We start from the raw sequence: 15,611 nt of genomic DNA on the forward strand, positions 1-15,611 counted from the left end.
TTCAAATGGCAAAGGCTAAATACGAACGTAATAAACCCCACGTTAACATTGGTACTATTGGTCACGTCGACCATGGTAAAACAACTCTGACTGCTGCAATCACTACTGTATTGTCTAAAACTTACGGTGGCGCAGCAATTGCATTCGATCAAATCGATAAAGCTCCAGAAGAGCGCGAGCGCGGTATCACAATCTCAACATCACACGTTGAGTATGAAACTGACACTCGTCACTACGCTCACGTAGACTGCCCAGGTCACGCCGACTATGTTAAAAACATGATCACTGGCGCGGCACAAATGGACGGAGCTATCTTGGTAGTATCCGCAGCTGACGGCCCAATGCCACAAACTCGTGAGCACATCCTGCTCTCCCGTCAAGTAGGCGTACCTTACATTGTTGTTTTCTTGAACAAATGTGATATGGTTGAAGACGAAGAGTTGTTGGAATTGGTTGAGATGGAAGTTCGCGACCTTCTTAACGAATATGAGTTCCCAGGTGATGATACTCCAATCACTCGTGGATCCGCTCGTGAAGCTCTGCAAAACCCTGATGGTGAGTGGGCTCAAAAAATCGTTGAGATGTTCAAAGAGATCGATACGTACATCCCATTGCCTGAGCGTCAAACTGACAAACCTTTCTTGATGCCTGTCGAGGACGTATTCTCCATCACTGGTCGTGGTACTGTTGCTACTGGCCGTGTAGAGCGTGGTACTGTTAAAGTCGGCGAAGAGATCGAAATCGTTGGTATTACTGAAGAAACTAAAAAATCCGTAGTTACGGGCGTAGAAATGTTCCGTAAATTGTTGGACTCCGCTCAAGCGGGCGACAACATCGGTGCATTGTTGCGTGGTGTTGATCGTACTCAAATCGAGCGCGGTCAAGTACTTGCAAAACCAGGTTCTGTTAAGCCACACACAGAATTCACTGCACAAATCTACGTTTTGACTAAAGAAGAGGGTGGCCGTCACAAGCCTTTCTTCACTGGATACCGTCCACAGTTCTACTTCCGTACAACTGACGTAACAGGCATCATCAACTTGCCTGAAGGTACTGAAATGGTAATGCCTGGTGATAACATCACGGTTACTGTTTCCTTGATCTCCCCAATCGCGATTGAAGAAGGAACTAAGTTCTCCATTCGTGAAGGCGGACGTACAGTAGGTGCAGGTTCCGTAGCATCGATCCAAAAATAATTCGGCTTAACGCTGAATAAAGCATATGCAACAGTGTACTGGAACGAGTAACATTGTATTGTAACGAAGCTTCGGAAGAGTTCTTTATCCGACATCGGATAAAGAACTCTTTTATTATGTAATAGTTTCGGAACCTGCGTCATACGAAATGAACATCATTTACGAATGTAGATGGATTGGTAAGGCAGCATGAATATTGAAGATAAACACTGCACTAAACGAAGTCATTTCATCAGAAAAGATAAGTTTAAATGTTTTTCTTAAATATGCTTGCAATACGCCCATCTTTTCTATATAATAATGAATGTTGTTCTGTGACGTTGCGATGATGTGAGAGGTTACTGGCACACCCGGCCCCTTTGCCATGGGACAGTGGCTAGAAAATTTTCACGGAGTATGTCCGATAAAAAATTGGGCGATAGAAGGAGGGACTAAAATGGCAAAGCAAAAAATTCGTATTCGTTTGAAAGCTTACGACCACAGAATTCTTGATCAATCCGCGGAGAAAATTGTTGAAACAGCAAAACGTTCGGGTGCAGGTGTATCCGGTCCGATTCCGCTTCCTACTGAAAAACAAATCATTACTATTCTTCGTGCGGTGCACAAGTACAAGGATTCTCGGGAACAATTCGAACAACGCACACATAAGCGTTTGATCGACATCGTTAACCCGACTCCACAAACTGTGGATGCCTTGATGCGCTTGGATCTGCCGTCCGGTGTAGATATCGAAATTAAATTGTAATACAAGCTACAACAAAGACCATGTATAAAGGAAAAGAGGTGTCAACATGAAAGCAATCTTAGGAAAAAAACTCGGAATGACTCAAGTATTTACACCTGAGGGTAACGTTGTACCAGTAACGGTTATCGAAGCAGGCCCTTGTGTTGTTTTGCAAAAGAAAGACATTGAGAATGATGGCTACGAAGCAATTCAAATCGGTTACTCCGATAAGAAAGAGAAAAATGCTAACAAGCCAGAAGCAGGTCACGCTAAAAAAGCGAACACTGCCCCTAAGCGCTACGTTCGTGAAGTTCGCGGTATCAACATCGCAGAATATGAAGTTGGCCAAGAACTGAAAGCTGACATTTTCGCTGAAGGCGAATTCGTTGACGTAACGGGTATTTCTAAAGGTAAAGGTTTTGCCGGCGTTATCAAACGTTGGGGACAAAGCACTGGACCTATGTCACACGGTTCGCGTTACCACCGTGGCCCTGGTTCAATGGGTTCGATCCAAGCTAACCGCGTTCCTAAAGGCAAACGCCTGCCAGGACACATGGGACATGATACTGTTACAATCCAACGTCTTGAAGTAGTTAAAGTAGACGCTGAACGTAATGTGTTGCTCGTGAAAGGTTCCATTCCTGGACCGAAAAACAGTCTCATTAAAGTTAAAGAAACAGTGAAAAAATAACCACTGAAGAAAGGAGGAACACAAAATGCCAAAAGTATCAGTTTACAATGTAGATGGTAGCCAAGTAGGCGAAGTTGAATTGAACGATGCGGTTTTCGGAATTGAGCCGAACCAACACGTTCTGTACGATGCAGTTCTTATGCAACGCGCTTCCCTTCGTCAAGGTACCCACAAAGTAAAAGGACGTTCTGAAGTACGTGGCGGTGGACGTAAGCCTTGGAAACAAAAAGGTACAGGTCGCGCTCGTCAAGGTTCAATTCGTTCACCACAATGGAAAGGCGGCGGTATCGTATTTGGTCCAACACCACGGAGCTATGCGTATAAACTGCCTAAGAAAGTTCGCCGTTTGGCGATCAAATCAGCTCTTTCATCCAAAGTGATCGACAATGACATTATCGTTCTGGACGCTCTCACGCTGAGCTCACCTAAAACGAAAGAATTTGCAGCCATCTTGAATAACTTGAAAGTTGGACGCAAAGCTTTGATCGTAGCTCCTAGCTATGATGATAATGTGGCTCTTTCCGCACGGAATATTCCAGGCGTGAAATTCGTAGCTGCTGACGGCATTAATGTTCTTGACGTGCTTTCGCACGACAAACTGATCATTACGAAAGAAGCAGTTCAGAAGGTAGAGGAGGTGCTCGCGTAATGAAGGATCCTCGTGATATTGTAAAACGTCCGATTATTACGGAACGTACTGCTGACATGATGAATGACTTGAAATATGTATTTGAAGTCGATATCCGTGCAAACAAAACCGAGATCAAGAAAGCCGTGGAAGCTATTTTCAACGTAAAAGTGAAAAACGTGAACACGCTTCGTGTTCCAGCTAAGCCAAAACGGTACGGACGTTATTCCGGATATACTAGCGAATGGAAAAAAGCGTTTGTAACGCTGACACAAGACAGCAAAACGCTTGAGTTCTTTGAAACTGTATAATTGAATTTTTGAAGTAAGGAGGGAAACCCAGTGCCAATCAAAAAGTATAAACCAACATCCCCGGCAAGACGGAACATGTCCGTTTCTACATTTGAGGAAATCACCACAGATCAGCCGGAGAAATCGTTGTTGGCCCCATTGAGCAAACAAGCAGGCCGCAACAACCAAGGTAAAATTACAGTTCGTCACCATGGTGGTGGACACAAACGTAAATACCGTATCATCGACTTCAAACGTACTAAAGATGGAATACCGGGCCGCGTTGCTACGATTGAGTATGACCCGAACCGTACATCTAACATCGCTCTGATTCACTATGCTGATGGTGAAAAACGTTATATCATCGCTCCTAAAGGTTTGAAAGTTGGAGATCAAGTATTCTCCGGACCTGAATCAGACATCAAAATCGGAAACGCATTGCCACTCGAAAATATTCCAGTAGGTACTGTTATCCACAACATCGAGTTGAAACCAGGTAAAGGCGGACAATTGGTTCGTGCTGCTGGTACAGAAGCTCAATTGCTTGGTAAAGAAGAAAAATACGTTTCTGTTCGTCTCTCTTCCGGAGAAGTTCGTCGTATTTTGAAAGTTTGCCGCGCAACAATTGGAGCTGTTGGTAACCAAGACCACGAGCTCATCAAAATCGGTAAAGCCGGTCGTAGCCGTTGGTTGGGTAAACGTCCTGAAGTTCGTGGTGTAGTAATGAACCCTAACGATCACCCACACGGTGGTGGTGAAGGTCGTGCTCCAATCGGACGTAAATCGCCAATGTCACCATGGGGTAAACCTACTCTTGGTTACAAAACGCGTAAGAAAAATAAAGCTTCTGATAAATACATCATTCGCCGCCGCACGAAGTAATACACATTGTGCATAACTTCGTGAGGCATCTGCGGATGCATAATAGCTACGTTTGAAGGGAGGATCTCCACATGGGTCGCAGTTTGAAAAAAGGGCCATTCATTGATGGCTACATGCTGAAAAAAGTAGAAGACATGGAAGCATCCGGTAAAAAGCTTGTTATTAAAACCTGGTCCCGTCGTTCTACAATTTTCCCGCAATTCATCGGACACACATTTGGCGTATATGACGGTCGTAAACACGTACCAGTATACGTAACTGAGGACATGGTCGGACACAAATTGGGTGAGTTCGCTCCAACCCGTACGTACAAAGGCCATACTGATGATGATAAGAAAACAAGAAGATAAATGAATATCTTTAATGTTTGAGAGGAGGTTACACAATGGAAGCAAAAGCACATGCTAAGTTTATCCGGATTGCTCCTCGTAAAGTTCAACTCGTTGTTGACTTGATTCGCGGCAAGCAAGTAGGTGAGGCGGTTGCCATTCTCCGTCACACTCCGAAATCCGCTTCTCCTATCGTTGAGAAGTTGCTTAATTCCGCTATTGCGAATGCGGAACATAACTATTCTTTGGATGTTAATAACTTGGTTATCTCGCAAGCTTACGTGAACCAAGGACCGACAATGAAACGTTTCCGCCCTCGTGCAATGGGACGTGCAAGTCGTATTAACAAACGTACTAGCCACATCACTTTGGTGGTATCTGAAAAGTAGAAGGAGGGGAAATGTGTGGGCCAAAAGGTAAATCCAGTCGGACTCCGTGTCGGAATTATCCGTGACTGGGAATCTAAGTGGTATGCAGGTAAAGACTTCGGCGATCTTTTGATGGAAGACGTGAAAATTCGTGAATTCCTGAAAAATAAATTGAAAGACTCCGCTATGTCTCGTGTTGAAATCGAGAGAGCGGCTAACCGCGTAAACGTAACGATTCACACTGCGAAACCAGGTATGGTTATCGGTAAGGGTGGTTCGGAAGTTGAAAATCTGCGTAATCAAATTACGAAAATCGCAGGCGGTAAAAAAGTACACATCAACATTTCTGAAATTAAGAACCAAGACCTGGACGCAATCCTGGTAGCTGAAAGCATCGCACAACAATTGGAGCGTCGTGTTTCTTTCCGTCGTGCTCTGAAACAAGCTATTCAAAGAACAATGCGCTCTGGTGCAAAAGGTATTAAAACTCAAGTGGGCGGACGTCTTGGCGGTGCTGAGATTGCTCGTTCGGAAGGCTACAGCGAAGGAACTGTTCCACTGCACACGCTTCGTGCCGACATCGACTACGGTACAGCAGAGGCTCATACTACTTACGGCCGTATCGGCGTGAAAGTATGGATCTATCGTGGAGAGGTTCTTCCTACGGCTAAGAAACAAGCTGCTAAGGAAGGAGGCAACTAATCATGTTGGTACCAAAACGTGTAAAACACCGTAAGCAACAACGTGGACATATGAAGGGCCAAGCTAAAGGCGGAACTACGCTGAACTTTGGTGAATATGGTCTGCAAGCTACGGAACCGGCTTGGATTACGAACCGTCAAATCGAAGCGGCTCGTATTGCGATGACTCGTTACATCAAACGTGGTGGTAAAGTTTGGATCAAGATCTTCCCAGACAAACCAATCACTCAAAAGCCTCTCGAGGTTCGGATGGGTAGCGGTAAAGGTAACGTAGAAAAATGGGTTGCAGTTGTGAAACCAGGTAAGATCATGTTTGAACTTGCTGGTGTACCGGAGGATGTTGCTCGTGAAGCAATGCGTCTTGCCGCTCATAAACTGCCAATCAAAACGAAGTTTGTGAAACGTGAAGAATTGGGTGGTGAAGCAAATGAAAGCTAGTGAATTTCGCAACCTAACCTCTGCTGAAATCGAGCAAAAGATTGCCGGATTTAAAGAAGAACTCTTTAACCTCCGCTTTCAACTCGCTACCGGTCAGCTGGATAACCCGACTCGAATCCGTGATGTGCGGAAAGAAATAGCTCGTGCTAAAACCATTATCCGTGAAAGAGAATTGGGAATCGGTTAATTAGGGATCGGATGTATAATCCGTCCGTAATCAGGAAGGAGGCCAACAATGAGCGAAGAACGTAACGCACGTAAAGTGCAAACCGGTAAAGTGGTCAGCGATAAAATGGACAAAACGATTGTTGTTGCTGTAGAAACTTACAAAAAACACAACTTGTACCATAAACGCATTAAGGTTACTAAAAAATTCAAAGCGCATGACGAAGAAAACACTGCGAAAATCGGTGACACGGTGAAAATCATGGAGACTCGTCCGCTTTCGAAAGATAAACGCTGGAGACTTACTGAAATCGTAGAAAAAGCGGTTATCATCTAATGCATCAGCAGCATAGCTGAAAGGAGGAATACTAAATGATTCAACCATTTACACGTTTGACTGTGGCTGACAACTCCGGTGCGAAGGAACTGATGTGTATCCGCGTACTCGGCGGTACGGGACGTCGTACAGCTCAAATCGGTGATCTGATCGTTTGTTCTGTAAAACAAGCAACACCAGGCGGCGTTGTCAAAAAAGGTGATGTAGTTAGAGCGGTTGTCGTTCGTACGAAGCGTTCTGTACGTCGTAAAGACGGTTCCTACATCGGTTTTGATGAAAATGCAGCGGTTGTTGTAAAAGACGACAGAAGCCCGCGTGGAACACGTATTTTCGGACCTGTTGCTCGTGAACTTCGCGAGAAAGACTTCATGAAAATCGTTTCCTTGGCCCCAGAAGTTATCTAAAGCTTAATCTCGTGATGTTAGAAACAGGAGGTGTACGAAATGCCAAGAGTGAAAAAAGTTCTGGAATCCCATAACAATAAACTTCATGTTAAAAAAGAAGATACAGTTATGGTGATCAGCGGTAAAGACAAAGGTAAAAAAGGCCGTGTCATCGCTGCTTATCCTCGTGAGAACCGCGTCCTTGTGGAAGGTGTTAACATGATTAAAAAACACCAGAAGCCTAACCAGCAAAATCCGCAAGGCGGCATTATCGAGAAGGAAGCTCCGATTCACGTTTCCAACGTAATGCACATCGATCCAAAGAGCGGAAAAGTAACCCGTGTAGGTTACAAAGTGTTGGATAACGGAAAGAAAGTGCGCGTTGCTAAACGTTCCGGAGAAATTATCGACTAATTGAACCGAATGAGAAAGGAGGTCTATGATTCATGGCAGCAAGAATGAAAGAACGTTACCTGAACGAAATTGCTCCTGCTTTGATGCAGAAGTTTAACTATACAACGGTAATGCAAGTGCCGAAAATCGAGAAAATCGTTATCAACATGGGTGTGGGCGACGCTGTCCAAAACTCCAAAGTGTTGGATTCCGCAGTAAACGATTTGCAATTGATCGCAGGTCAAAAACCTGTAATCACTCGTGCTAAAAAATCTATCGCAGGTTTCAAACTGCGTGAGAACATGCCTATCGGTGTGAAAGTAACATTGCGCGGCGAGCGCATGTACTTCTTCCTCGATAAACTGCTCAACGTTACGCTTCCTCGTGTCCGCGACTTCCGCGGTGTATCGAGCAAAGCTTTCGACGGACGTGGTAACTACACACTGGGTCTGAAAGAACAATTGATCTTCCCAGAGATCGAGTATGATAAAGTAGACAAAGTCCGCGGTATGGATATTGTCATCGTAACAACGGCGAAAACAGACGAAGAATCCCGTGAATTGCTCACGCAACTCGGAATGCCTTTCGTAAAATAATGTTGCTATAACGTTTCCGGGTGTCTGGAAAGACTCCCTTTTCTCCGAAATTATTTAGGAGGTGTCAGGCTAAGTGGCAAAAACTTCGATGAAAGTTAAACAACAACGTACACCAAAGTTTAAAGTACGTGCTTATACACGCTGTGAGCGTTGCGGACGTCCACATTCGGTCCTGCAAAAGTTCAAAATTTGCAGAATTTGCTTCCGTGAATTAGCTTATAAAGGCCAGATCCCTGGCGTGAAAAAAGCAAGCTGGTAAAAAGTCCTGAACGGGAAGGAGGTTAACTCACAATGACTATGTCTGATCCAATTGCAGATATGCTTACTCGTATTCGTAACGCGAACACAGTTCGTCACGAAACGGTAGAAATGCCTGCTTCGACAATGAAAAAACAAATCGCCGATATCCTGAAGCGTGAAGGTTTCATCCGTGACGCTGAAGTTATCGATGATAACAAACAAGGGATTATCCGTGTTTTCCTGAAATACGGTCAAAATAACGAGCGTGTTATTACTGGTCTGAAAAGAATCAGTAAACCTGGTCTTCGTGTTTACACGAAAAGCAACGAAGTACCTCGTGTACTTGGTGGTCTGGGTATCGCTATCATCTCGACATCCAAAGGTATCATGACGGACAAAGAAGCTCGTCAATCAAAATCCGGCGGAGAAGTCGTCTGCTACGTATGGTAATATAACGTCACAAGATAGGAGGTGCAACATATGTCTCGTATTGGTCGCAAACCAATTACAGTACCAAGTGGTGTGGACATCACACTGGACAACACCGTTATTACGGTAAAAGGACCAAAAGGATCTTTGACTCGTGAACTTCATAAAGATATGAAGGTAACAGTTGAAAACAACGAAATTACAGTTGTGCGTCCTTCCGATAACAAAACTCACCGTTCTTTGCACGGCACAACGCGTAGCGTTGTAAACAACATGGTGAGTGGTGTTACTGAAGGATTCGCAAAATCTCTGGAGCTGGTTGGGGTCGGATATCGTGCAAGCAAATCCGGAGATAAAATCGTTCTGAACGTTGGCTACTCTCACCCGGTTGAAATTACACCGGAAGCGGGAATCGAATTCGAAGTTCCTTCGAATACGAAAATCATCGTTCGCGGAATCGATAAAGAGCGTGTAGGTGCTTACGCTGCTAAAATCCGTTCCGTTCGTGAACCTGAGCCGTACAAAGGTAAAGGTATTAAATATGAAGGCGAGCGTATCATCCGTAAGGAAGGTAAAGCCGGTAAGAAGAAATAAGATTTTTCTTACCGCCTTTGCGCGGTTTTCGGCTTGCTTGCTTCTTGTGTTTCTAATATACCCCGTGGCTTCCGGTTTGAAGCCAGCGAGGTAACCTGAAAGGAGTGAATCCCTGAGATGATTACGAAAACAGATAAAAACAAGGCACGTCTGAAAAGACACCTGCGTGTTCGTAAGAAAATCCAAGGAACGGCAGCACGTCCTCGTTTGAACGTATTCCGTTCTGGTAAACATATGTATGCTCAAATCATCGATGATGTTGCTGGTGTAACAATCGCTTCCGCGTCTACCGTAGACAAAGAATTGAGCACTGACATCAAAAATGGTGCATCTGTTGAATCAGCTCGTAAAGTTGGCGAACTCGTTGCTAAACGTGCTAAAGACAAAGGTGTTTCCAACATCGTATTTGACCGTAGCGGTTATCTGTACCATGGTCGTATCGCAGCATTGGCTGAAGCGGCTCGTGAAGCAGGACTTGAGTTTTAAGATATTTTTCAAAAGGAGGTTAACGACTTGCGTGTAGATCCGAATACTTTGGAACTGACTGAAAGAGTTGTAAATATTAATCGCGTAGCTAAAGTAGTAAAAGGCGGACGCCGTTTCAGCTTTAGCGCACTGGTTGTAGTCGGCGACGGCAACGGCTGGGTTGGAGCTGGTATCGGTAAAGCGGGCGAAGTACCTGATGCAATTCGCAAAGGTATTGAAGACGCTAAGAAAAACCTTGTACACGTTCCACTCGTAGGAACATCGATTCCTCACTTGGTAACAGGTAAGTTCGGCGCAGGACGCGTGCTGTTGAAACCAGCATCTGAAGGTACTGGTGTTATCGCTGGTGGTCCTGTACGTGCGGTTCTCGAACTTGCTGGTGTAGGTGACATTTTGACAAAATCTCTGGGTTCTTCGAATTCCATGAACATGGTCAATGCGACTTTGGAAGGTTTGTCCCGTTTGAAGCGTGCTGAAGACGTGGCTAAACTGCGCGGAAAATCCGTCGAAGAGCTTCTGGGTTAAGGAGGGAATTCTCATGGCTAAATTAGAAATTACCCTCGTCCGCAGCTTGATCGGACGTCCGGAGACGCAAAGAACAACTGTGAAAACATTGGGTTTGCGCAAAATCAATAGCAAAGTGGTACAAAACGATAATCCTGCCATCCGTGGTATGATTAACAAAGTAAGCCACTTGGTTGCTGTTAAAGAAGTAGAAGCTTAAAAACGGGTTAATCCCACAAATCTTTAAGGAGGTGCAACGAACGATGAAGTTACATGAGCTTTCACCATCTCCTGGATCCCGCAAAGAACGTAAACGTCTTGGTCGCGGTCCAAGTAGTGGTACAGGTAAAACATCAGGTCGCGGTCACAAAGGACAAAACGCTCGTTCTGGCGGTGGAGTACGTCCAGGCTTCGAAGGTGGACAAAATCCATTATATCGTCGCTTGCCAAAACGTGGTTTTGTAAACCCAACTCGCAAAGAATATGCAGTTGTGAATACTGAAGACCTGAACAGTTTTGCTGCGGGTACTGAAGTAACTCCAGAATTCTTGATGACGAACGGCGTAGTTAAAAACGCTAAATCCGGAATCAAAATCCTGGGTAACGGTGATGTCACTGTGAAGCTGACTGTTAAAGCTAACAAGTTTTCTCAATCTGCTATTGAGAAAATTGAAGCTGCCGGCGGTACAACTGAGGTGATTTAATGTTCAAGACCCTAAAGAATATCTGGCGGGTTGAAGATCTGCGCAAAAGGGTATTATTTACCCTTTTTGTACTGATCATTTACCGCATCGGCTCCTTTGTTCCCGTACCGGGAGTTAACAAAGATGTGTTCGAAGCGACAAATTCTGCGGGTAAAGAAGTTTTTGGACTTCTCAATACGTTCTCGGGTGGAGCGCTCTTCCAGTTCTCGATATTTGCGCTCGGGATCGTGCCTTACATCACTGCGTCTATCATAGTGCAGCTGCTTTCCATGGACGTTATTCCTAAATTAGCGGAGTGGGCAAAGCAGGGTGAACAAGGTAAGAAGAAATCTGCACAACTGACCCGTTATTTAACGGTAGGTCTGGCATTGATTCAAGCGTTTGGTACGTCGATCGGATTCAACCGCTTGTACAATACAGAAATGGTGCCTAACGCAACATTTGCAGATTATATCTTGATCGCAATTGTACTTACGGCCGGTACTTCATTCCTAATGTGGCTTGGTGAGCAGATCACCGAAAAGGGCATAGGAAACGGGATTTCGATTTTGATCTTTGCGGGTATCCTATCAACGGTACCTAATATTATCAAACAAACGATCGAATCCGACTTCATCCAAGCTGATCAACTGTTCATGAACATTCTTAAAGGGGTAATCGTCGCAATTGTTATTGTGCTGATTATCATAGGTGTCATTTACATCCAGCAGGCGATTCGGAAAATTCCTGTACAGTACGCTAAACGTGTCGTAGGTAACAAAATGTACGGTGGACAGAACACACATATCCCGCTGAAGATTAATGCAGCAGGTGTTATCCCTGTCATCTTTGCTTCATCTCTGTTGATGTTCCCATCGATCATCGCAAACTTCTGGGCTGATCGTACGTGGGCACAGTGGATCGGAGCCAATCTCACTACTCACAAACCTCTGGGTATGTTACTCTATGTAGTGATGATTTTCGGGTTCACATTCTTCTATACTTTTGTACAGATGAATCCACAGCAGATGGCTGACAACATGAAAAAGAACGGCGGTTACATCCCAGGCATTCGTCCGGGTAAAGCAACCGAGAAATATCTGACCCGTGTCATGACTCGTTTGACAACGGCAGGTGCCATCTTCTTGGCAGTAATTTCCGTTCTGCCTGTAATCTTGGGGGCACTTTCTGGTTTGCCTCAATCAGCGCAAATTGGAGGAACTTCTCTCCTGATCGTTATCGGTGTTGCGCTGGATACCATGAAGCAAATCGAAAGCCAATTGATCAAACGCCACTACAAAGGTTTTATCAATAAATAGGCAATAGGTACCGGTCAAGCTAAGATTTACTTGCCGGCACCTATTGTGCTGTTTGTTGATGTAGGGTAGTCTTGGAGGGAGTGACATAACGTGAACATCCTATTCATGGGCCCTCCGGGGGCAGGAAAAGGAACGCAAGCAGACGTCATTGTGAAAGAGTTCGGTATTCCCCACATTTCAACAGGCGATGCATTTCGTCTGGCGATTAAGCAGGGAACTCCCATTGGCCTGAAAGCCAAAGAATATATGGATCAAGGATTGCTCGTACCAGATGATGTAACCATCGGCATTGTTGAAGAACGTTTGCAGCAGCCTGATTGCAGAGAAGGATTCCTCTTGGATGGATTTCCAAGAACCCTGTCTCAAGCAGAAGCGCTCGATGGCATTCTGGATCGACTGAACTCAGGTCTCGATCATGTAATCAACCTGAAAGTGGACCGCAACAAATTGCTCGCCCGTTTGACGGGTCGTCGTATTTGTAAGAACTGTGGCGCCACATATCATGTCGTGTTCAATCCGCCCAAGCAGGAAGGTATTTGTGATAAATGCGGCGGTGACTTGTACCAGCGCTCTGATGATAATGAAGAGAGCGTAGGCACACGTCTCGACGAATATATCAACAAAACAGCACCACTCCTCACATTTTATGAGAACAAAGGCCTTCTTCGTCAAATGGACGGAGAGCAGGATATCGATCAAGTTTCTCATGAAATCGTGTCCCTGCTGCGAGGTTAATTGAATGATCATTGGTAAGTCCGAAACGGAACTGGGCTTGATGAGGGAAGCAGGGAGAATTGTTGCGGAAACGCATCGTCTCTTGGCAGAGCATATCGCTCCCGGTATTACGACTGGAGAACTTGACCATATGGCCGATCAATACATCCGCAGTCAAGGAGCTGTGCCGTCTTTCAAAGGTTATAACGGTTTCCCTGCCAGTGTGTGCGCTTCAGTGAATGAAGAGTTGGTGCATGGATTTCCCGGCAAACGAAAGTTGAACGAGGGCGATATCGTTACGTTTGACATTGGCGCGCAGTACCAGGGTTATCACGGAGATTCCGCCTGGACTTATCCAGTCGGCCGTATTTCCGAAGAAGCCCGTCGTCTTCTGGACGTTACCGAGGCTTCGTTATACGCAGGTCTGGCGCTGGTAAAACCGGACGTTCGCTTGTTTACAATATCTCATGCGATTCAGAAATATATTGAAGATGAAGGGTTCTCGGTAGTACGTGAATATGTCGGTCACGGTATAGGAGCGGATCTGCACGAAGAACCACAGATTCCGAACTATGGTCTTCCTGATCGGGGACCACGGCTTAAAGCGGGCATGGTGCTGGCCATAGAGCCGATGGTTAACGCAGGTAGACGGTATGTGAAAACGTTGGAAGATAACTGGACTGTCGTCACTGTTGATGGATCGTTATGCGCCCACTTTGAACACACCGTAGCAGTTACACATGAAGGCATGGAAATTTTCACAAAACTGAATGCGTAGGTGATAAGGCATGAACAATCAGTCTAATCCGCAGCTCGGTCAACTTGTGAAGATCCGTAAAGGCCGCAATGCGGACCAAGCCGCAGTAATTGTTGCTATAGCGGACAGTAAGTTCGTATATATTGCGGATGGGGACAAACGTAAGTTTGATCAACCCAAGAAGAAGAATATTCTTCATCTTGAACTCCAGCCGATGATTAGCAGCGAGGTTGTAAACAGTTTAAACGAGAGTGGTCGGGTGACAAACGGAAAGCTCCGCTATGCGGTTCATTCGTTTCTGGAATCCACCAACATTCAAGCTGAAGAGAAAGGAGACTGACTAATGGCCAAGGAAGATGTCATTGAAGTGGAAGGTACGGTTCTCGAACCGCTACCGAATGCAACGTTCAAGGTTGAGCTTGAGAACGGTCATCAAATTCTCGCTCACGTTTCCGGCAAGTTGCGGATGCACTTTATTCGTATCCTGACTGGAGACAAAGTAGTTGTTCAGTTATCACCTTATGATTTGACAAAAGGTCGTATAACTTACCGTAAATAGTAGTAGACAGTTGCAATGAACTGTGAAGCTTATGAAGCGGGTTTTGCCCGGCAAAACTTGCGAAAGCTTCGAAGCCGGTTTTACAATGGTAAAACAAGGTCAATGCTTACGAAGAGGGTTTTGCTTAGCAAAACTTTGAGGAGGTAATTCACATGAAGGTAAGACCTTCGGTCAAGCCGATTTGCGAAAAATGCAAAGTCATTCGCCGCAAAGGGAATGTTATGGTTATCTGTGAAAATCCGAAACACAAACAAAAACAAGGTTAAAGAAGGGGGTGTAGCGTAAAATGGCACGTATAGCTGGTGTGGATTTGCCACGTGATAAGCGCGTTGAGATCGCCTTGACTTATATTTTCGGAATCGGTAAAACGACTTCCCAGAAAATTCTGAGCACAACAGGCATCAATCGGGACACTCGTGTCCGTGATTTGACGGAAGATGAAGTCAGCAAATTGCGTGAAAGTATCGACAAAGAGGTCAAAGTAGAAGGTGACCTGCGTCGTGAAATCTCTTTGAATATTAAACGTTTGACGGAGATCGGTTGTTACCGTGGAGTTCGTCATCGTCGTGGTCTGCCTGTTCGTGGACAACGTACGAAAACGAATGCTCGTACTCGTAAAGGTCCTCGTCGTACTGTAGCGAACAAGAAGAAATAATAAGGGGGGATAAGAGAAAATGGCTAAACCGAAAAAAGTCGTACGTACTAAACGTCGTGACCGTAAAAATATTGAATCTGGCGTGGCACATATCCGCTCCACGTTCAATAACACTATCGTTACCATTACGGACCCTCACGGAAACGCAATTTCGTGGGCAAGCTCCGGCGGCCTCGGATTCAGAGGTTCCCGTAAATCGACTCCGTTTGCTGCACAAATGGCTGCTGAGACTGCTGCCAAAGCTGCAATGGAACATGGGATGAAAGCCGTTGAGGTTATGGTTAAAGGACCAGGCGCAGGCCGTGAAGCAGCGATCCGCTCTTTGCAAGCTGCTGGTCTTGAAGTTAACCTGATCAAAGACGTAACTCCAGTCCCGCATAACGGATGCCGTCCTCCAAAACGTCGTCGTGTCTAATGAGATTTGCCCCTGCGTGTGGTATATTTCCGGCACAATCTGCTAATAATGGTTGTTTAGGCATACTACTACATGTTTTCGCAAGAGAAGGTAAATGTTTCATAGAGGACCGACGTTTTGAAGGAGGGGTATTGC

At 45.2% G+C, this 15,611-nt stretch carries 30 protein-coding genes; all 30 read left to right on the plus strand.

Translation table 11 applies throughout. The features are described from left to right. Window positions 1-5 precede the first annotated feature (5 nt). Window positions 6-1,196: an elongation factor Tu gene (gene tuf / locus BLV50_RS31660; RefSeq protein ID WP_024633588.1), complete on the plus strand. Its 1,191-nt coding sequence runs from the start codon at window positions 6-8 to the stop codon at window positions 1,194-1,196. 436 nt (window positions 1,197-1,632) lie between these two features. Continuing rightward, the gene (gene rpsJ, locus BLV50_RS31665) at window positions 1,633-1,941 is read left to right on the plus strand and encodes a 30S ribosomal protein S10 (protein WP_017692074.1); all 309 of its coding nucleotides are present in this window, start codon (window positions 1,633-1,635) and stop codon (window positions 1,939-1,941) included. Between the two features lie 46 nt (window positions 1,942-1,987). Next, window positions 1,988-2,611 carry a 50S ribosomal protein L3 gene (gene rplC, locus BLV50_RS31670; RefSeq protein WP_024633587.1) on the plus strand — a complete coding sequence of 208 codons (624 nt, stop codon included), beginning with the start codon at window positions 1,988-1,990 and terminating at the stop codon, window positions 2,609-2,611. Between the two features lie 25 nt (window positions 2,612-2,636). After that, window positions 2,637-3,260, plus strand: coding sequence for a 50S ribosomal protein L4 (gene rplD / locus BLV50_RS31675; RefSeq protein ID WP_063567425.1), 624 nt, complete (start codon window positions 2,637-2,639; stop codon window positions 3,258-3,260). After that, on the plus strand, window positions 3,260-3,550 hold the full coding sequence (gene rplW, locus BLV50_RS31680) for a 50S ribosomal protein L23 (RefSeq protein WP_024633586.1): 291 nt from the start codon (window positions 3,260-3,262) through the stop codon (window positions 3,548-3,550). The genes rplD and rplW overlap by 1 nt, the downstream gene beginning before the upstream one ends. Window positions 3,551-3,580: 30 nt before the next feature. Further along, complete coding sequence (rplB, locus tag BLV50_RS31685; RefSeq protein WP_063567426.1) at window positions 3,581-4,411, plus strand: 50S ribosomal protein L2; 831 nt, start codon at window positions 3,581-3,583, stop codon at window positions 4,409-4,411. A 71-nt stretch (window positions 4,412-4,482) separates the two neighbouring features. After that, complete coding sequence (gene rpsS, locus BLV50_RS31690; RefSeq protein WP_053779207.1) at window positions 4,483-4,761, plus strand: 30S ribosomal protein S19; 279 nt, start codon at window positions 4,483-4,485, stop codon at window positions 4,759-4,761. A gap of 35 nt (window positions 4,762-4,796) precedes the next feature. After that, the gene (gene rplV / locus BLV50_RS31695; RefSeq protein ID WP_024633583.1) at window positions 4,797-5,129 is read left to right on the plus strand and encodes a 50S ribosomal protein L22; all 333 of its coding nucleotides are present in this window, start codon (window positions 4,797-4,799) and stop codon (window positions 5,127-5,129) included. Between the two features lie 15 nt (window positions 5,130-5,144). Next, window positions 5,145-5,810, plus strand: a complete 666-nt coding sequence (gene rpsC, locus BLV50_RS31700) for a 30S ribosomal protein S3 (protein WP_024633582.1) — start codon at window positions 5,145-5,147, stop codon at window positions 5,808-5,810. Window positions 5,811-5,812: 2 nt separating this feature from the next. Beyond that, complete coding sequence (rplP, locus tag BLV50_RS31705; protein ID WP_024633581.1) at window positions 5,813-6,247, plus strand: 50S ribosomal protein L16; 435 nt, start codon at window positions 5,813-5,815, stop codon at window positions 6,245-6,247. Further along, entirely contained in the window at window positions 6,237-6,434 is a 198-nt protein-coding gene (rpmC, locus tag BLV50_RS31710; protein WP_017692083.1) for a 50S ribosomal protein L29, read from the plus strand. Before rplP ends, rpmC begins: the two co-directional genes overlap by 11 nt. A gap of 48 nt (window positions 6,435-6,482) precedes the next feature. After that, on the plus strand, window positions 6,483-6,749 hold the full coding sequence (rpsQ, locus tag BLV50_RS31715; RefSeq protein WP_017692084.1) for a 30S ribosomal protein S17: 267 nt from the start codon (window positions 6,483-6,485) through the stop codon (window positions 6,747-6,749). A gap of 35 nt (window positions 6,750-6,784) precedes the next feature. After that, complete coding sequence (gene rplN, locus BLV50_RS31720) at window positions 6,785-7,153, plus strand: 50S ribosomal protein L14 (protein ID WP_024633579.1); 369 nt, start codon at window positions 6,785-6,787, stop codon at window positions 7,151-7,153. Window positions 7,154-7,192: 39 nt separating this feature from the next. Then, window positions 7,193-7,546, plus strand: coding sequence for a 50S ribosomal protein L24 (rplX, locus tag BLV50_RS31725; protein WP_024633578.1), 354 nt, complete (start codon window positions 7,193-7,195; stop codon window positions 7,544-7,546). Window positions 7,547-7,578: 32 nt separating this feature from the next. Next, window positions 7,579-8,121, plus strand: coding sequence for a 50S ribosomal protein L5 (rplE, locus tag BLV50_RS31730; RefSeq protein WP_024633577.1), 543 nt, complete (start codon window positions 7,579-7,581; stop codon window positions 8,119-8,121). A 73-nt stretch (window positions 8,122-8,194) separates the two neighbouring features. Next, the gene (locus BLV50_RS31735; protein ID WP_013312154.1) at window positions 8,195-8,380 is read left to right on the plus strand and encodes a type Z 30S ribosomal protein S14; all 186 of its coding nucleotides are present in this window, start codon (window positions 8,195-8,197) and stop codon (window positions 8,378-8,380) included. Between the two features lie 32 nt (window positions 8,381-8,412). Beyond that, complete coding sequence (rpsH, locus tag BLV50_RS31740; RefSeq protein ID WP_017692088.1) at window positions 8,413-8,811, plus strand: 30S ribosomal protein S8; 399 nt, start codon at window positions 8,413-8,415, stop codon at window positions 8,809-8,811. A 30-nt stretch (window positions 8,812-8,841) separates the two neighbouring features. After that, the gene (gene rplF, locus BLV50_RS31745) at window positions 8,842-9,384 is read left to right on the plus strand and encodes a 50S ribosomal protein L6 (RefSeq protein ID WP_024633576.1); all 543 of its coding nucleotides are present in this window, start codon (window positions 8,842-8,844) and stop codon (window positions 9,382-9,384) included. A 117-nt stretch (window positions 9,385-9,501) separates the two neighbouring features. After that, window positions 9,502-9,870: a 50S ribosomal protein L18 gene (gene rplR, locus BLV50_RS31750; RefSeq protein ID WP_063567427.1), complete on the plus strand. Its 369-nt coding sequence runs from the start codon at window positions 9,502-9,504 to the stop codon at window positions 9,868-9,870. A 27-nt stretch (window positions 9,871-9,897) separates the two neighbouring features. After that, window positions 9,898-10,395 (plus strand): 30S ribosomal protein S5, encoded by a 498-nt coding sequence (rpsE, locus tag BLV50_RS31755; RefSeq protein ID WP_017692091.1) that lies wholly within the window; start codon window positions 9,898-9,900, stop codon window positions 10,393-10,395. A gap of 13 nt (window positions 10,396-10,408) precedes the next feature. Further along, entirely contained in the window at window positions 10,409-10,594 is a 186-nt protein-coding gene (gene rpmD / locus BLV50_RS31760) for a 50S ribosomal protein L30 (protein WP_017692092.1), read from the plus strand. 43 nt (window positions 10,595-10,637) lie between these two features. Then, entirely contained in the window at window positions 10,638-11,078 is a 441-nt protein-coding gene (gene rplO, locus BLV50_RS31765) for a 50S ribosomal protein L15 (RefSeq protein WP_062836188.1), read from the plus strand. Continuing rightward, a complete protein-coding gene (gene secY / locus BLV50_RS31770) occupies window positions 11,078-12,376 on the plus strand; it encodes a preprotein translocase subunit SecY (RefSeq protein ID WP_063567428.1) in 1,299 nt (432 codons plus the stop codon). Before rplO ends, secY begins: the two co-directional genes overlap by 1 nt. A 90-nt stretch (window positions 12,377-12,466) precedes the next feature. Further along, window positions 12,467-13,111 (plus strand): adenylate kinase, encoded by a 645-nt coding sequence (locus BLV50_RS31775; protein WP_024633570.1) that lies wholly within the window; start codon window positions 12,467-12,469, stop codon window positions 13,109-13,111. A 4-nt stretch (window positions 13,112-13,115) separates the two neighbouring features. Further along, entirely contained in the window at window positions 13,116-13,868 is a 753-nt protein-coding gene (map, locus tag BLV50_RS31780; protein WP_053779202.1) for a type I methionyl aminopeptidase, read from the plus strand. A gap of 10 nt (window positions 13,869-13,878) precedes the next feature. Continuing rightward, window positions 13,879-14,187: a KOW domain-containing RNA-binding protein gene (locus tag BLV50_RS31785; RefSeq protein ID WP_024633568.1), complete on the plus strand. Its 309-nt coding sequence runs from the start codon at window positions 13,879-13,881 to the stop codon at window positions 14,185-14,187. Between the two features lie 3 nt (window positions 14,188-14,190). Further along, window positions 14,191-14,406: a translation initiation factor IF-1 gene (infA, locus tag BLV50_RS31790; protein ID WP_017692098.1), complete on the plus strand. Its 216-nt coding sequence runs from the start codon at window positions 14,191-14,193 to the stop codon at window positions 14,404-14,406. A 152-nt stretch (window positions 14,407-14,558) separates the two neighbouring features. Continuing rightward, window positions 14,559-14,672, plus strand: a complete 114-nt coding sequence (gene rpmJ, locus BLV50_RS31795) for a 50S ribosomal protein L36 (RefSeq protein WP_003333770.1) — start codon at window positions 14,559-14,561, stop codon at window positions 14,670-14,672. A gap of 20 nt (window positions 14,673-14,692) precedes the next feature. After that, window positions 14,693-15,061, plus strand: coding sequence for a 30S ribosomal protein S13 (gene rpsM / locus BLV50_RS31800; RefSeq protein WP_053779200.1), 369 nt, complete (start codon window positions 14,693-14,695; stop codon window positions 15,059-15,061). A gap of 19 nt (window positions 15,062-15,080) precedes the next feature. Further along, window positions 15,081-15,476 (plus strand): 30S ribosomal protein S11, encoded by a 396-nt coding sequence (gene rpsK, locus BLV50_RS31805; protein ID WP_017692100.1) that lies wholly within the window; start codon window positions 15,081-15,083, stop codon window positions 15,474-15,476. Window positions 15,477-15,611 lie beyond the last annotated feature (135 nt).

It is taken from the genome of Paenibacillus sp. 276b (assembly GCF_900107875.1).
Taxonomy (GTDB): Bacteria; Bacillota; Bacilli; order Paenibacillales; family Paenibacillaceae; genus Paenibacillus; species Paenibacillus marchantiae.

Bases quoted from the DNA above. Each gene is read 5' to 3' on its own strand.
- tuf (WP_024633588.1), top strand. From the start codon at position 6: ATGGCAAAGGCTAAATACGAACGTAATAAACCCCACGTTAACATTGGT.
- rpsJ (WP_017692074.1), top strand. From the start codon at position 1,633: ATGGCAAAGCAAAAAATTCGTATTCGTTTGAAAGCTTACGACCACAGA.
- rplC (WP_024633587.1), top strand. From the start codon at position 1,988: ATGAAAGCAATCTTAGGAAAAAAACTCGGAATGACTCAAGTATTTACA.
- rplD (WP_063567425.1), top strand. From the start codon at position 2,637: ATGCCAAAAGTATCAGTTTACAATGTAGATGGTAGCCAAGTAGGCGAA.
- rplW (WP_024633586.1), top strand. From the start codon at position 3,260: ATGAAGGATCCTCGTGATATTGTAAAACGTCCGATTATTACGGAACGT.
- rpsS (WP_053779207.1), top strand. From the start codon at position 4,483: ATGGGTCGCAGTTTGAAAAAAGGGCCATTCATTGATGGCTACATGCTG.
- rplV (WP_024633583.1), top strand. From the start codon at position 4,797: ATGGAAGCAAAAGCACATGCTAAGTTTATCCGGATTGCTCCTCGTAAA.
- rplP (WP_024633581.1), top strand. From the start codon at position 5,813: ATGTTGGTACCAAAACGTGTAAAACACCGTAAGCAACAACGTGGACAT.
- rpmC (WP_017692083.1), top strand. From the start codon at position 6,237: ATGAAAGCTAGTGAATTTCGCAACCTAACCTCTGCTGAAATCGAGCAA.
- rpsQ (WP_017692084.1), top strand. From the start codon at position 6,483: ATGAGCGAAGAACGTAACGCACGTAAAGTGCAAACCGGTAAAGTGGTC.
- rplN (WP_024633579.1), top strand. From the start codon at position 6,785: ATGATTCAACCATTTACACGTTTGACTGTGGCTGACAACTCCGGTGCG.
- rplX (WP_024633578.1), top strand. From the start codon at position 7,193: ATGCCAAGAGTGAAAAAAGTTCTGGAATCCCATAACAATAAACTTCAT.
- rplE (WP_024633577.1), top strand. From the start codon at position 7,579: ATGGCAGCAAGAATGAAAGAACGTTACCTGAACGAAATTGCTCCTGCT.
- rpsH (WP_017692088.1), top strand. From the start codon at position 8,413: ATGACTATGTCTGATCCAATTGCAGATATGCTTACTCGTATTCGTAAC.
- rplF (WP_024633576.1), top strand. From the start codon at position 8,842: ATGTCTCGTATTGGTCGCAAACCAATTACAGTACCAAGTGGTGTGGAC.
- rplR (WP_063567427.1), top strand. From the start codon at position 9,502: ATGATTACGAAAACAGATAAAAACAAGGCACGTCTGAAAAGACACCTG.
- rpmD (WP_017692092.1), top strand. From the start codon at position 10,409: ATGGCTAAATTAGAAATTACCCTCGTCCGCAGCTTGATCGGACGTCCG.
- rplO (WP_062836188.1), top strand. From the start codon at position 10,638: ATGAAGTTACATGAGCTTTCACCATCTCCTGGATCCCGCAAAGAACGT.
- secY (WP_063567428.1), top strand. From the start codon at position 11,078: ATGTTCAAGACCCTAAAGAATATCTGGCGGGTTGAAGATCTGCGCAAA.
- map (WP_053779202.1), top strand. From the start codon at position 13,116: ATGATCATTGGTAAGTCCGAAACGGAACTGGGCTTGATGAGGGAAGCA.
- BLV50_RS31785 (WP_024633568.1), top strand. From the start codon at position 13,879: ATGAACAATCAGTCTAATCCGCAGCTCGGTCAACTTGTGAAGATCCGT.
- infA (WP_017692098.1), top strand. From the start codon at position 14,191: ATGGCCAAGGAAGATGTCATTGAAGTGGAAGGTACGGTTCTCGAACCG.
- rpmJ (WP_003333770.1), top strand. From the start codon at position 14,559: ATGAAGGTAAGACCTTCGGTCAAGCCGATTTGCGAAAAATGCAAAGTC.
- rpsM (WP_053779200.1), top strand. From the start codon at position 14,693: ATGGCACGTATAGCTGGTGTGGATTTGCCACGTGATAAGCGCGTTGAG.
- rpsK (WP_017692100.1), top strand. From the start codon at position 15,081: ATGGCTAAACCGAAAAAAGTCGTACGTACTAAACGTCGTGACCGTAAA.